Origin of the sequence: Aliarcobacter cryaerophilus ATCC 43158 (assembly GCF_003660105.1) — a bacterium.
Classification (GTDB): Bacteria; Campylobacterota; Campylobacteria; order Campylobacterales; family Arcobacteraceae; genus Aliarcobacter; species Aliarcobacter cryaerophilus.
Genome location: NZ_CP032823.1, coordinates 1237637 through 1251813, shown reverse-complemented (window position 1 = coordinate 1251813; position 14177 = coordinate 1237637). Strand labels below are relative to the sequence as shown.

Genomic DNA, 14177 nt, shown 5'->3' with positions numbered 1-14177 from the left:
ATATAATTTATAAGAAGTTTTTTAATAATAGAATTAATTCTATCTTCTAAATATTTAATAAAAGAAGTTGATCCTACTAAAATTATTAAATATTTTAAAATAGTATTATGCTTGTTTATAATACCTAATTTTTCTAATTTTTTTTCTAATTTTTTTAATTATTAATTAAAATTTATAAAAATTGTTATTTTAATTAACTGAATAAACTTTTGTTTACTTTTTAAGTGTCATTCCAAACACTACCAAACTATTAAAAATTTTCAATAGTTTTTTTAATACAAAGCAAAGCCTCTTTCAAAATATCTTTTCTGCAAGCAATATTAACTCTTATAAAATTATCTCCATTTTTTCCAAAAGTTATTCCAGATATTACTCTTACATTTCCAAAATCTTCAAGTTTTTTTGTAAAATCTTTTGATTTTATTTTAAGAGAACTTATATCAATCCATAACAAATATGTAGCTTCTGCTTCTATAAGTTTTAAATTTGGTAAATTCTCTTTTAAAAAATTATCAACAAAATCTCTATTTTTTTCAAGATAAACCAAAAGTTCATCAAGCCAATCTTCACACTCTTGATAAGCAGTTTTTGTGGCTTCTATTCCAAAGACATTTAGGCTTTTTATCTCATTTTTATTCAAAGTTTTGTCTAATTTTACTCTTAAATCTTTATTTGCTACAACAATATTTGAGGCCTTTAATCCAGCTAGATTAAATGTTTTTGTAGCAGATGTACAAGTAATCGAATTTTGTAAAAAATCTTCACCCAAAGATATATAAGGAGTGTGAAAAAATCCTTTGTAAACTAAATCTCTATGTATTTCATCACTAACTACAAGCACATTGTATTTTTGACAAATTTCTCCCATAGCTTTTAGTTCATCTTTTGAAAATACTTTTCCTACTTGATTGTGTGGGTTACAAAGTATAAAAAGTTTTGGATTATGAGTTTTTATTTTAATTTCAAAATCTTTTAAATCTACACTATATTTATCATTTTCATAAATAAGCTCATTTTCTAATACTTCACAACCACTATTTTTTATAGAAATTGCAAAATAGTGATAAACAGGAGTTTGTATTAAAACTTTGTCATTTTTTTGGCAAAAAGTTTGAATTATTGAAGCTAAACTTGGAATTACTCCAGTTGTTGGTTCTATCCACTCTTTTTTAATCTCACAATTAAATCTTTTTTTCCACCAATTAATCTCAGCATCAAAATAACCATCATCTACAACTGTGTATCCAAAAACTCCATGATTTGTTCTTTTTATAATACTATTAAGTATAGGTTGTGCAACCTCAAAATCCATATCAGCAACCCACATAGGAATCACTCCATCTTTTGTAGTATCCCATTTATAGCAGTTTGTATTTTTTCTATTTATAACTTTATCAAAATTGTATTTCATGTATTGCCTTTAAAAATCTATTCAAAATAATTTTTATTATACAAGATTATGATTTATGTAAGGTTTTGTTCTTTTATAAATATATAAAAGTTGGAGTAATTGATACTTTTTATGTAGAATATTTCTATTAAAATATATTTATTTTATATATAATTAAATAATTTTTTAAATAAAGGTCTAAAATGCGTATGGAAAAGCAAAGATTAGAGTTAATAGAGTTTATAAAATCAAAATATAATTATTATGGAAATTTATCTTCTCAAATACCAAATTTAGATTTTTATATCTCAAAAACAAAAAATATAAATTACTCAACACATATTATGTATGAACCATCTATTTGTATAATTTTGCAAGGAGAAAAGGCAGTTGGTTTTGGAAATGAACTTTATACTTACGGTCAAAATGAGTATCTTATTGCTTCAACTCATCTACCTGCAACAGTTAAGATTTTAGATTCAAAAAATGATGAAATTTATATTTCTTTTAGGATTAAATTCTCTTTGGAAGATATTTATGAAGTATTAAAAAATAGAGATATTCAAAATATAAACTCAAAAAAAATTTCAGAAAAAGGACTATTTTTTGATAAATTAAATGATGATTTGTATGATGCTTTTTATAGGCTTATAAAACTTTTAGATAAATCAAATAGTGAAATAGAGTATCTATCATCTTTAATTATAAAAGAGATTTTATTTCTTTTGATTAACAAAAAAGCTGGATATTTTCTGAGTAAATTTGCAATGCAAGACTCTATTTCAAATAAAATAGCAAAAGTTATAACATATATAAAAGATAACTATAAAGATAAAATAAATATTAAAGAGTTGGCTTGCATGTTTACTTTGAGCGAATCATCTTTATATCAAAATTTCAAAAATATAACTCAATTAACTCCTATTCAGTTTCAAAAAAATCTTAGACTTCAAGAATCTCAAAAATTACTCTCTTTACAAAATATTGATATTTTAGAAGTTGCGATTTTGGTTGGATATGAGAGTGCTAGTCAATTTAGCAAAGATTACTCTAAAATGTACGGAATGTCCCCAAAAAAACACTCAAATTTTTTGAAAAATCAAAATTTGTAGAATTTAGCACTTTTTTTGAAGAATTGTTCTAAGTGAAATTTTAATTTTTTCCTATAATAAGCCAATTTTTAATAAAAAGGAAAAACTAAAATGCAAAATGATAATAGTACAAGAAGAGATTTTTTAAAAAAAAGTGCAATAGCAACTACAACTTTAGCAATAGTAGGTGGAATAAATGCTTTTTGGTAACGATACTTTGGTTTTGTTTTATGATAGTTTTTCTACATCGTATAGCTACACAAAAATAGGTTATATAGATGATTTAAATTGTCTTGAAAAGGCTTTAGGAAAATCAAATATCACTATAAAATTTGAGTAAAAGGCAAAAATTGGAAACTAATATAGAAAAAAAATCTCTTTGGAGTGCTGTTTGGGCTATGACTTTATCTGCTTTTGTTTTGATAGCTTCAGAGTTTATGCCTGTAAGTCTTTTAACTTTAATGGCACAAGAGTTAGAAATATCAAATGGATATGTAGGACAAACTATATCAATATCAGGATTATTTGCCTTTTTTACAAGTATTTTTTTAACTTCATTTATAGGTAATATTAATAGAAAAAAGGTTTTACAATTTTTCACATTACTTATGGCAATCTCTGGATTATTTGTAACTTTTGCTCCAAATATCTATATTTTACTAGTAGGAAGAGCTTTACTTGGAATTGCTATTGGTGGATTTTGGTCGATGTCAGCTTCAACTATCATAAGATTAGTGAAAAAAGATGATGTTCCAAAAGCACTAAATATTTTAAATGGAGGAAATGCACTAGCTACTATGATAGCTGCGCCATTAGGAAGTTATTTAGGTGGTATTATTGGTTGGAGAGGAGCATTTTTTATAATAGTTCCAATAGCTTTAATTACCTTTTTTTGGCAAAGTAGAAGTTTACCATCTTTAGAAGTGAAGAAAAAAGATAAAAAGTCATCTGTTTTTGACCTTTTTTTCCTTTTGAAAAAAAAGATAGTTATCTTTGGAATGATTAGTGTAACTTTTTGTTTTATGGGGCAATTTGCACTTTTTTCATATATTCGACCATACTTAGAAGATGTTATAAAAGTAGATTATCAAGAGTTATCAATTTTGCTTTTTGTTATGGGAATTTTTGGTTTTCTTGGAGTTTTTTTAATAGGAAAACTTCTAAAAAAGAGACTATATTCTCTTCTTATATTTTCACCTTTTATGATGATGTTTGTTTCTATTTGTTTTGTTTTTGTAGAGCATAATTTTATAAATATTTTTGTATTAATCTCTATTTGGGGATTTATAGGAACTCCACTTGCAGCAGTTTGGTGGACTTGGTTGAGTAAAACTTTGCTTGAAGATGAGATTGAAATAGGTGGTGGGCTTATGGTTGCTGTTATTCAGTTGTCTATAACTTTTGGTGCATTTTTTGGTGGAGTTCTTTTTGATAGTTTTGGATATGAACTGACTTTTTTATTTAGTACATTAATTTTCTTTTTTACATCTATTTTTTCTTTTATGACAAGAAATATCTATAAAAATGGCATCTAAGAAAAATATAGATAAAATTCCAAAAAAAGGAGCAAAATATGGAAAATTTTAGTTTTTGTAATCCAACACAAATTGAGTTTGGAAAAGATAAAGAGAAAAATATTGGAAAATATATAAGTAAAAATGGAATAAAAAAAGTTTTATTAGTTTATGGAAGTAAAAGAGTTATAAATGATGGGCTTTTTGATGTAGTAATAAGAAGCTTAAAAGAACATGGTGTAGATTTCATAGCTTTTGGTGGAGTTGTAAGTAATCCAATACTAGGAACTATTCAAAATGCTATAAAAATTGCAAAAGATGAGAAAGTAGATGGAGTTTTAAGTCTGGGTGGAGGTTCAGTTTTAGATAGTTCAAAAGCAATAGCTGTTGGAACTTTGTATGAAGCAGATGTTTGGGATTTCTTTTTAGGTAAAGAGCAAATAACAAAAGCTTTACCTATTTTTGACATAATTACTCTTGCAGCAACAGGAAGTGAGATGAATGGATATGCGGTTGTTACAAATGAGAAAACAAAACAAAAATTCTCTATTTGGTCGCCTTTGATTTATCCAAAAGTTTCAGTTATAAATCCAGAACTTCAAAAAAGTGTTTCAAATGAGTATTTAGTTTATTCTGCTACAGATGTAATTGCGCACACTATTGAAGGCTATTTTACAGCAAAAATCCAGCCAAAATATATGAGTAGACAAGTTGAAAATATTATAAAAACAGTAATGGAAACAACGCAGATTTTAATAAAAAATCCAGATGATTATAGTGCAAGAGGTGAGTTTGCATGGGCTGCAACAAATGCTTTAAATGGGACAACTACAGTTGGAACATCTGGTTTTTCTTTTCCAAATCACTTAATAGAACATGCACTTTCGGCACTTTATAATGTTCCTCACGGGGCAGGGCTTAGTGTAGTAATTCCAGCTTGGGCAAAGTGGTATTATAAAGAGAATGAGGCTCAGTTTATAAGATTTGCAAAAGAGATTTTTGGTAAAAATACAGCACTTGAAGGAATAGAAGAACTTGAAAATTGGTTTAATAAAATAGGAACTCCAACAAGATTAAAACAGTTTGGATTAGATAAAACTAATATTTTGGATATTATAGAAAATTTATCGTATCAAAACGACATAGGAAAAGATGATTTAGAAAAGATTTTAAGTAATGCTTTATAGATTTAGATTTTTTAAAAAGAGTTAGATAGTTAAACTATCTCTCTTTTTATATTCTCTTTTAAGCTACAAGTTATCTCATACGTTATTGTATTGTTAATTTTAGCCAACTCTCTTACATCATCAAAAAGACAAACTTCTTCTTCATTGCTATTTATAGATAAGTTATCCATAGAAACTCTACCTAAAACTTCAAATCCTTTTGGTGTTGTATATTTGTGATTTTCATTAAGTCTTAAAAAACCATCTCCATAACCTATATCATAAGTTGAAACTATCATATCAGCACTAGCTGTAAATTTTCCACCATAACCAACACTTTGATCTCTTTTCAATGTTCTACTTGCCATTTTTGAAGCCCAAAGACTCATGACAGGTTTTAATTTTGGAAAACCAAATGGTAAATCATCTTCTAAATATCCATAAGTTGCAATTCCTGCTCTTGCAAAATCTTCGTTAAGTTCTTCGAAATTTTTTTCTCTAAAAAGAGCGGATGAGTTACAAGAGTGAAAAGCAGGGAGTGGTAGAAAAAGTTTTTCACATACCTCTTTTACCTTAGCTTTTGCTTTGGAAAAAAGTTCTTTTTGGAAGAAAAAATTTGTTGATAATTCATCTGCTCCTTTATGATGTGTGAAAACTCCTGTAATATTGGCTTTTTGTTTCAAAAGCCCTAAAATAGCCACTTCTATATCATCTATTGCTATTCCATTTCGGTGCATTCCTGTATCTATTTTGATATGAACATTACTATTTCGTGGGATTTTTTCTATGTTTTCAAGAGTGTTTAATGCTATGTGAAAAGTATGTGAATAGTTGTGAAAATCTCTAGGAGCTAAGATTAAAATATATGGAAAATAGTCCTTTATTTTTTGCGCATCTTCAATACTTCTTACGACTGCTTTTTTAATACCAAACTCTTTTGATAATGTTGCAATTTCAACTATTCCATGACCATAAGCATTATCTTTTAGAACTACAGCAACTTTTTCTTTACTTGTTGCTTTTTGGCTTATAGCTTCTAGATTATAAAAAAGGTTATCCTTATTTAATAATATTCTAGCCATTTTCTTCCTTTTTAAAATAATCAAATATATTTTTTGAATCAACTTCGTTTAAAACAGTTTTTAACTCTTCTAAACTTGCACTTTTTATTTTTTCAAACTCACCAAAATATAGAAGAAGTTTTTTTATTTTAGCTTCACCTATTCCGCTTATTTGTAAAAAGGAAATCTCTTTATCCTCTTTTCTTTTTTTCTTTTTGTGAAAACTAATAGCAAATCTATGTGCTTCATCTCTTTGTCTTTGTACAAACTGTAATCTTTTATCACTTGGAAGAAGATTTAAGCTTTTGTATTCACCATTTTCCTTAAAATGGACTATATCTCTTGCATTACCTTTTGCTCTATAGGCTTTGGCATCTACTTTTTGCTTTGAAATCGCAATAATATCCAAATTTACCCCAATACTTTGCACAATATCAAAAGCTAGTTTTAGCAAAGTTTCTCCACCATCTATAATCCATAAATCAGGAGCTGGATTCTTTGAAAAGCTCTCAACTCTTCTCATTAACATCTCTCTCATTTGTGAGTATTCATCTTTTGATTCAAGGTTATAGTGTCTAAAAGATTTTTTGTCAAAAGAGCCTAAATCTTCATTCCAAACAATCATAGCTCCAACTGTTGCTTGTCCCATTAAGTGAGAGTTGTCAAAACTTTCTATTAAGCTAGGAGTTGTTTGTAGGCAAAATAGTTCTTTTAACTCTTCATATATAGTTGTTTGATTTTTTGAAGCTTCAACTCTTAGAAGTTCATCACAGTTACTTAATGCAATTTTTACAATACTAGCTTTTTTGTCTATTTTTGGATTTATTAATTTTATCTTTTTATTAAATCTCTTATATAAAAACTCTTCAATATCATCTAAATCTAAAATTTCATCAGCTAAAATAATCTCTTTTGGGATAATTGGAAGCTCATTTGTGTAGTAGTTTACAATAGCTCTTTTGTAGGCTTCATATAAATCAAACTCTAAATCATCATTTATTTTTATAAAATCATAATTTGAAGATGCAAGTTTTCCATCTCTTATAAACATTCTTACAATTACAGCTTTTTTACTACCAGATTTTATAGCAAATATATCCAAATCTTCATTTGTTGCTAAATCTATACCTGTTTTGATTTGCGATTTTTCAATAGTTTTTACTCTATCTCTTAAATTTAAAGCATCTTCAAAACGGAAATCATCTGAATATATTTTCATTTTCTCTTTTAGTTTTGATAAAAGTTTTGATTTATTGTATATATATATTAAAGCTTCATCTAGAAGTTTTTTATACTCATCTTTTGTTATTTTTCCAACACATGGAGCTTTACATTTTCCTATTTGATAAAATAGACAAGCACTCTTTCCTTTTATACAAGATTTTTTTTGCACCAATGGAACTATTTCATATATGCTATCTAACATATCTTTTGCACCACTTGAGTAAGGACCAAAATATTTTATATTTTTACCTTTTTCTATTTTTCTTGTAATTTCAAGTCTTGGAAAATCTTCGTTTAAATCAACATAAATATATGGATAGGTTTTATCATCTCTTAAAAGTACATTGTATTTTGGTTTTAGCTGTTTGATTAAAGAGTTTTCAAGTATTAAAGCATCATGTTCATTTGGAACAACAATCCACTCTACAAAAGTAGTTTCACTAATCATTTTATATATTCGTGGGCTTAGTTTATCAGCAGGTAGGAGTTTTGGAGTAAATTTAAAATAAGATTTTACTCTATTTTTTAAAACTTTTGCTTTTCCAATATATAGTAGATGACCGTTTTCATCAAAGTATTGATAAACTCCAGAATCATTTGGTAACTCTTTTAATTTCTCTTCTAAATTCATTTTGAAATAGTAGCCAAAAACTCTTTTTATAGAGTTTATAGGCTATTTTGTTGTTATAAAATAATTATAAGAAGAAGAGTTTTTATTTCTCGCTATTGTTTTCTTCTTCTTCTTTTTTTAAATCTTCAGCGATATTTCCCTCTTTTTCTCTACTTAATCTAGAGATTAATACATAAAATAGTGGGATAAATAAAATTGCTAGGAATGTTGCAGTTAGCATTCCACCAACAACTCCTGTTCCAATAGAGTGCTTACTAGCAGCTCCTGCTCCACTACTAATTGCAAGAGGCATAACACCAATAGTAAATGCCAAAGAAGTCATAACTATTGGTCTTAATCTTACTTTTGCAGCTTCTAGTGCTGAATCAATTAGATTGTATCCCTCTTTTCTTTTTTGTAAGGCAAACTCTACAATCAAAATTGCATTTTTAGCAGCCAATCCAGCAAGTACCAAAAGCCCAACTTGGAAATATATATTGTTGTCAAGTCCTCTTAAATTTGTAGCTAAAATAGCTCCAAAAATAGCAAAAGGTACGGCTAAAACAACTGCTATTGGAAGTAACCATTTTTCATATAGTGCTGCTAGAATTAGAAATAAGAAAATAATACCAAATATAAAGGCTTGAGCAGAACTTCCACCTATTTGTTTCTCTTGATAAGCAGTTCCTACCCAAGATATTGTATATCCTTGTGGTAAAACCTCTTTTGATACTTCTTCTATAGCTTTTAATGCATCTCCAGAACTATATCCAGCAGCTGGTTGTCCTGAAACTTTTGCAGCTTGGAAAAGATTAAATCTCTCTATAATATCAGCTCCAACCTCTTTTTTCAAAGTTACAAAAGCATCTAAAGGTAAAAGATCCCCATTTGCTGATTTTACATATATATATTGCATATCTTCAACATTTGATCTATAAGTATCAATAGCTTGCATATTTACTTTATAAGTTCTTCCATAAAGTGAGAAATCATTTACATAAAAACTTCCAAAAGTTGCATTTATAGTATTATAAATATCATTTACACTTACACCTTTTGCTTTTGCTTTCTCAATATCTACATCCATTTTATATTGTGGAATAGTTGCAGATAGTGAAGTTCTAACTCCCATTAGTTCTGGTCTTGTTTTTGCTTTTTCAATTACTTCATTTACAACTTTTTGTAAATCTTCAACACTTCCACCTGTTCTATCTTGAACATACATATCAAATCCACCTGTAACACTCATACCAATAATAGCAGGAGGTATAACAGCAATTGAGAATCCTTCACTAGTTCCCATTAGTTGTCCACTAAATTTTTTTAGAAGTGCTTGAGCTGATTGACTTGATTCTGGTCTTTCATCCCAATCTTTTAGTTTAACAATAGTAGCAACAGTATGTGTTCTTTGAGCACTTGTTGTAAAGTCATAACCAGCAAGAGTTATAATATTTTTAACATTTGGGTCTTTTGAAATAATTGAATTAATCTCTTCACTTAACTCAATAGTTCTTGATAGCGATGAACCTGGAGGATTAAATCCAAATATAAATATTGTACCTTGATCTTCATCTGGAACAAGTCCTGTTTTCATCCCTTTAAACATATCATAAGATATAAAAATTAATCCACCAAATAACAACATAGATATTAAAGAGTATCTAATAGTTTTTTTAACTAAAAATGAATAACCTTCAGTTGCTTTATCAAACATAGTATTAAACCATTTGAAAAAGCCTTTTGGTTCATGTTTTTTATTTTTTAATATTCTTACACACAGTGCTGGTGTTAAAGTAAGAGCAACAAATCCAGATATTAAAACTGATATAACAATAGTAATAGCAAATTGTCTATACATTTCACCACTTAAACCACCCATAAAAGTAACAGGTACAAAAACAGCTCCTAAAACTAAAATAATAGCAATTAAAGCTCCAGTTACTTCTTTCATAGCAGCAAAACCTGCTTCTTTTGGAGTTTTACCCATATCCATGTGTCGTTCTATATTTTCAATAACTATAATAGCATCATCAACAACAATACCAATAGCTAAAACAAGTCCAAAAAGTGTTAGAAGATTTATACTAAATCCAAAAGCATACATTCCTGCAAATGCTCCAACAATTGATACAGGAACAGCAATTAAAGGAATAATTGTAGCTCGCCAGTTTTGTAAAAACAAGAAAATAATTAAAATAACTAAAATAAGTGCTTCAACAAATGTTTTTACAACCTCTTCAATTGATGCTGTAATAAAATCTGTACTATCATAAGGAATAGTATATGTCATATCTTCAGGGAAGTTTTTACTAGCTTCTTCTAATGCTTTTTTAATAGCTGCTGCTGATTCTAAAGCATTTGCTTCACTTTGTAAAAATACTCCAATAGGTAAAGAAGGAGCGTTGTTTAATCTTGTTTGCATACTATAATTACTAGCACCTAGTTCTATTGTAGCAACATCTTTAAGTTTTAAACTACTTCCATCAGGATTTGAACGAATTACAATATTAGCAAACTGAACAGGATCATCAAATCTCTCTGGAGTTTGAATTGTATATGTGTACATTTGCTTATTAGCAATTGGTTCAGCTGCAATTTTTCCAGCTGCATATTGATTGTTTTGCTCTTTTATAACAGATATAACATCAGTTGTAGCAAGAGAGTATTTTGATAGTTTTGAAGGGTCAAGCCAAACTCTAATAGAGTAATCTTTTGCTCCAAAAATCATAGCATCTCCAACACCTTCAACTCTTTTTAGAGTTTCAACCATATTTAACAAAGCATAGTTTGATAAGTAGATTGAATCATAAGTATTATTTGGAGATTGAAGCATAGCAAATAAAAGAATACTAGGAGATTTTTCTCCTACAACAACTCCAACTCTTTGAACTTGCTCAGGCATTGAAGAGAGTGCTGCTTGAACTCTGTTGTTAACATCAATTTTTGCACTATCAGGATCAGTTCCTACTTCAAAATATACACTAATTGATAAGTTTCCACTATCATCAGCTAAAGAGTTCATATAAATCATATCTTTAGCACCATTAATTTGTTGCTCAAGAGGAGCTGCTACTGTTTTAGCAATAGTATTTGCACTTGCACCTGGATAATTTGTACTTACAACAATTTGCGGAGGAAGAACTTTTGGATATTGTTCTATTGGAAGATTTGTCATAGAAACAAGTCCAACAAGGAAAATAATTATTGATAAAACTCCCGCAAAAACGGGATTTCGTATGAAAAATGCTGAAATCATAACTATTTCTCTTTATCTATAATTTGAACTTTTGTATTTGGTCTTATTTTTGCAATATTGCTAATAATAATTTTCTCACCACCTTTTAAACCACTTTTTACTACAACACCTTCTTTAATTAAATCACCAACAACAACAGGTGTTGGTTTTGCAATATTGTCATCTGCTACAACAATTACAACTGTTGCTTGTGCTGTTTTTAAAACAGCATTTTCAGGAACTACAAAAATATCTCCTAAATCAAGATTTGAAACTTCAATTTGTGCAAAATTTCCAACAATTAGTTCATTGTTTGGATTATCAATTTTTGCTCTTACAAGAAGCGTATCAGTATTTGTATCAATTATAGGAGCAACAAAATCAATAGTTCCATTGAATAATTTATCACCTACTATTAAATTAATTTTTGCTTTATTTTCTCTAATTTGACTTAAGTATTTGTTCATATCCTCTTTTGGAAGAGAAAATTCAGCATGAATTGGATTTGTATTTGTAATAGTTACAAGTGTAGAGTTAGCAGGAGTTGTTCCTACTAAATCTCCAATATCTTGTTTTTTTATTCCAGCAATTCCATCTATTGGACTAGTAACTTTTGTATAGTTGTATTGAATTTGTGCTTCATCTAAAGCAGCTTTTGAACTTTCAAATTGATAAGTATAATCATCAAATTGTTGAGGACTGATAGATTTTGAAGCTATCAAAGATTTTGCTCTATCAAAATCTTTTTTTGCTTTTGTAAAATTTGCTTTTTTTGAGTTTAAATTTGCTAAATAAGTATCAGGTTCTATTTTATAAAGAAGAGTTCCTTTTTTTACAAATTGTCCCTCTGTATAGTTTTTTTCTTCTAAAGTACCAGAAACTCGAGCAATAATATCTACTTGCTCAACAGCTTTCAAAATAGTTGGATAAGTTTTACTTGTAGTAATATCTTTTTTTTCTATTTTAAATACTTGCACTGGAAGTGCAGGGGCTTCATTTGCATTTAGATTTGCAATTGCTATGCTTGCCACAAAAAGTGACATTATTGATTTTTTTATCATCTTATATACTCCTGTAATTTTTCACCACTATGGTAAATTATTGTTGCTTTTTTTACTTCTAAATCATTTATAGCTTTTTTGTGTTGACTTATTGCATCATATTTTTCTGTTAAACTTTGTAAAAATGCAACATTGTCTATAAGTCCATTTTCAAATTTTGACTTAATTATTTCATAAGCACTTTGAGCTGCTTTAAGAGTTGCTTCAGTTGATTTGATTTTTGCTTTTGCTATATTATATGATTTTAAAGCTAGTTGCAAATCAACATCAGCTTTATTTTTTTCATACTCAAAGTTTGATCTACTAGCTAAATACTCTTTTTGTTTTGATTCATATTGATACTTTGTTTGACCAAAAGAGAATAAATTCCATTTCATGTTTGCACTTGCAATGTTTTGGTGATTGTTTATATCAGTATCATTAATTTTTCTATCGTAATTATTGTCGTAATAATTAAATGTATTATCTAATGTAACTGTTGGGTAATAGCCACTTTTTTGTGCTTGAGCAATACTTTGTTTTGATTGAGTTACAAAATCCAAAGCTTGAATATCAAATCTAGGATTTTTTTGTATCAAATTATTAATATCTTCAAGTTTTGAACCATCTGTGATTGATATTTTTGTTCCTGTAATGTATTCAAGATTATGTGTAATTGTAATAATATTTAATTCAATTTCTTGAAGCTCAACAATCGCATTTTGAAGTCTTGAAACTATTTTTTGAAGCTCATCTTCTGTTGTAGTTCCTGCATTATAAAACCTTCCAATTCTATCTTCTTGTGCTGTTAATTGTTCTATCTCTTTTTGTTTCGTATCTTTTTGTGCTTCAAGAGACAAATAATCAAAGTAGTATTTAATAACAGTTAGTGATAAATTGTTTCTTAATGCATCAAGTGATTTTTCACCACTTTTTATATCAGTTTCATATCCATCGTAAATATCATATTTTTTTCCACCATCGTACAATAAGTAGTTTACACTACCATAAGCATTTGCTCTTTTTTTTGGTGTATTTGGGTATTCGTGCTCATTTACTGAATATGAAGCACCAGCATCTAATTTTGGTAAATAACCTCTTTGTACACTTTTATACTCATCTTTTAATGCATCTAAATTTTGTTTAGAAGATTCAACCAATCTATTTTCAATTGTTAAATTTACTAATTCTTCTAAATTTTGACTATATAAAAATATCGGTACTAAAAAAGTAAAATATATTTTTTTCAAGTTTACTCCTTTTTAAAATAAAGTAAAATTCTAGCAGTATTTTACTTAAATTTGTCTTGCTAGAAAGATAATTTTAATTTTAAATTAGATACAATTTTCACCATGAATAAAAGATATATAGATGAGTTTTATAGTAGAGTTTCAAAAAATAAAAAGCATGAAGTTTTTGCTTTTTCTTTACCAATGTTTTTAGTAAATAAACATATTTACAACGAATCAGAGAGTTTTTATAAAACTAGCTATGATTTGTTACATTCAGATATTGATGTTTTAGCATCTCTATATTTTAGCAATGAAAATCATTCACTTTCTCCAACAGAACTTTATGATGCAACAATATTTTCAAGTGGTGGTATGACAAAAGTTTTAAAAAAACTTGAAGATAGAGAGTTTATAAAAAGAGATATTTCAAAAGAAGATAAAAGAAAGAGTTCTGTAACTCTTACTCAAAATGGAGTTTTTTTAATAGAATCTTGCATTTGTGAAACTTCAAAAAGATTAGAAAATCATTTTAAAGTATTGAGTCAAAAAGAGAAAAATGATTTAAAAAAGATTTTGTCAAAACTTATCTACTCTATGATTTAACCTAATATAAA

12 protein-coding genes are annotated in these 14177 nt (G+C 27.8%); 6 read left to right on the top strand and 6 right to left on the bottom strand.

The annotated features are described in order from the left end of the window. Window positions 1-250 precede the first annotated feature (250 nt). On the bottom strand, window positions 251-1411 hold the full coding sequence (locus ACRYA_RS06275; protein ID WP_105916680.1) for a MalY/PatB family protein: 1161 nt from the start codon (window positions 1409-1411) through the stop codon (window positions 251-253). 188 nt (window positions 1412-1599) lie between these two features. Here ACRYA_RS06275 and ACRYA_RS06270 point away from each other — a divergent pair, with 188 nt between their 5' ends. The 5 genes from ACRYA_RS06270 (at window position 1600) to ACRYA_RS06255 (ending at window position 5182) form a co-directional block, all read left to right on the top strand. Beyond that, the gene (locus tag ACRYA_RS06270) at window positions 1600-2502 is read left to right on the top strand and encodes an AraC family transcriptional regulator (protein WP_228199729.1); all 903 of its coding nucleotides are present in this window, start codon (window positions 1600-1602) and stop codon (window positions 2500-2502) included. A gap of 90 nt (window positions 2503-2592) precedes the next feature. Beyond that, a complete protein-coding gene (locus tag ACRYA_RS06265; RefSeq protein WP_105916678.1) occupies window positions 2593-2691 on the top strand; it encodes a twin-arginine translocation signal domain-containing protein in 99 nt (32 codons plus the stop codon). Beyond that, window positions 2678-2821: a cyclophilin-like fold protein gene (locus ACRYA_RS10760; RefSeq protein WP_165786073.1), complete on the top strand. Its 144-nt coding sequence runs from the start codon at window positions 2678-2680 to the stop codon at window positions 2819-2821. The genes ACRYA_RS06265 and ACRYA_RS10760 overlap by 14 nt, the downstream gene beginning before the upstream one ends. Window positions 2822-2831: 10 nt before the next feature. After that, window positions 2832-4016: an MFS transporter gene (locus ACRYA_RS06260; protein WP_207796766.1), complete on the top strand. Its 1185-nt coding sequence runs from the start codon at window positions 2832-2834 to the stop codon at window positions 4014-4016. Between the two features lie 38 nt (window positions 4017-4054). Continuing rightward, window positions 4055-5182: an iron-containing alcohol dehydrogenase gene (locus ACRYA_RS06255; RefSeq protein ID WP_105916677.1), complete on the top strand. Its 1128-nt coding sequence runs from the start codon at window positions 4055-4057 to the stop codon at window positions 5180-5182. A gap of 29 nt (window positions 5183-5211) precedes the next feature. On the opposite strand, the gene ACRYA_RS06250 is transcribed toward ACRYA_RS06255, so the two are convergent. From ACRYA_RS06250 to ACRYA_RS06230, 5 genes are all read right to left on the bottom strand, one after another. Then, on the bottom strand, window positions 5212-6243 hold the full coding sequence (locus ACRYA_RS06250) for an alanine racemase (protein WP_105916676.1): 1032 nt from the start codon (window positions 6241-6243) through the stop codon (window positions 5212-5214). Next, window positions 6236-8077: an excinuclease ABC subunit UvrC gene (gene uvrC / locus ACRYA_RS06245; protein ID WP_105916675.1), complete on the bottom strand. Its 1842-nt coding sequence runs from the start codon at window positions 8075-8077 to the stop codon at window positions 6236-6238. Before uvrC ends, ACRYA_RS06250 begins: the two co-directional genes overlap by 8 nt. Window positions 8078-8159: 82 nt before the next feature. Beyond that, window positions 8160-11312 (bottom strand): efflux RND transporter permease subunit, encoded by a 3153-nt coding sequence (locus ACRYA_RS06240; RefSeq protein ID WP_105916674.1) that lies wholly within the window; start codon window positions 11310-11312, stop codon window positions 8160-8162. 2 nt (window positions 11313-11314) lie between these two features. After that, on the bottom strand, window positions 11315-12352 hold the full coding sequence (locus tag ACRYA_RS06235; protein WP_105916673.1) for an efflux RND transporter periplasmic adaptor subunit: 1038 nt from the start codon (window positions 12350-12352) through the stop codon (window positions 11315-11317). Then, a complete protein-coding gene (locus ACRYA_RS06230; protein ID WP_105916672.1) occupies window positions 12349-13581 on the bottom strand; it encodes a TolC family protein in 1233 nt (410 codons plus the stop codon). Before ACRYA_RS06230 ends, ACRYA_RS06235 begins: the two co-directional genes overlap by 4 nt. A 102-nt stretch (window positions 13582-13683) precedes the next feature. On the opposite strand from ACRYA_RS06230, the gene ACRYA_RS06225 reads away from it, so the two are divergent. Then, complete coding sequence (locus ACRYA_RS06225; RefSeq protein ID WP_105916671.1) at window positions 13684-14166, top strand: MarR family winged helix-turn-helix transcriptional regulator; 483 nt, start codon at window positions 13684-13686, stop codon at window positions 14164-14166. The last annotated feature ends 11 nt before the right edge of the window (window positions 14167-14177 follow it).

Bases quoted from the DNA above. Each gene is read 5' to 3' on its own strand.
- ACRYA_RS06255 (WP_105916677.1), top strand. From the start codon at position 4,055: ATGGAAAATTTTAGTTTTTGTAATCCAACACAAATTGAGTTTGGAAAA.
- uvrC (WP_105916675.1), bottom strand. From the start codon at position 8,077: ATGAATTTAGAAGAGAAATTAAAAGAGTTACCAAATGATTCTGGAGTT.
- ACRYA_RS06265 (WP_105916678.1), top strand. From the start codon at position 2,593: ATGCAAAATGATAATAGTACAAGAAGAGATTTTTTAAAAAAAAGTGCA.
- ACRYA_RS06275 (WP_105916680.1), bottom strand. From the start codon at position 1,411: ATGAAATACAATTTTGATAAAGTTATAAATAGAAAAAATACAAACTGC.
- ACRYA_RS06240 (WP_105916674.1), bottom strand. From the start codon at position 11,312: ATGATTTCAGCATTTTTCATACGAAATCCCGTTTTTGCGGGAGTTTTA.
- ACRYA_RS10760 (WP_165786073.1), top strand. From the start codon at position 2,678: ATGCTTTTTGGTAACGATACTTTGGTTTTGTTTTATGATAGTTTTTCT.
- ACRYA_RS06225 (WP_105916671.1), top strand. From the start codon at position 13,684: ATGAATAAAAGATATATAGATGAGTTTTATAGTAGAGTTTCAAAAAAT.
- ACRYA_RS06235 (WP_105916673.1), bottom strand. From the start codon at position 12,352: ATGATAAAAAAATCAATAATGTCACTTTTTGTGGCAAGCATAGCAATT.
- ACRYA_RS06270 (WP_228199729.1), top strand. From the start codon at position 1,600: ATGGAAAAGCAAAGATTAGAGTTAATAGAGTTTATAAAATCAAAATAT.
- ACRYA_RS06250 (WP_105916676.1), bottom strand. From the start codon at position 6,243: ATGGCTAGAATATTATTAAATAAGGATAACCTTTTTTATAATCTAGAA.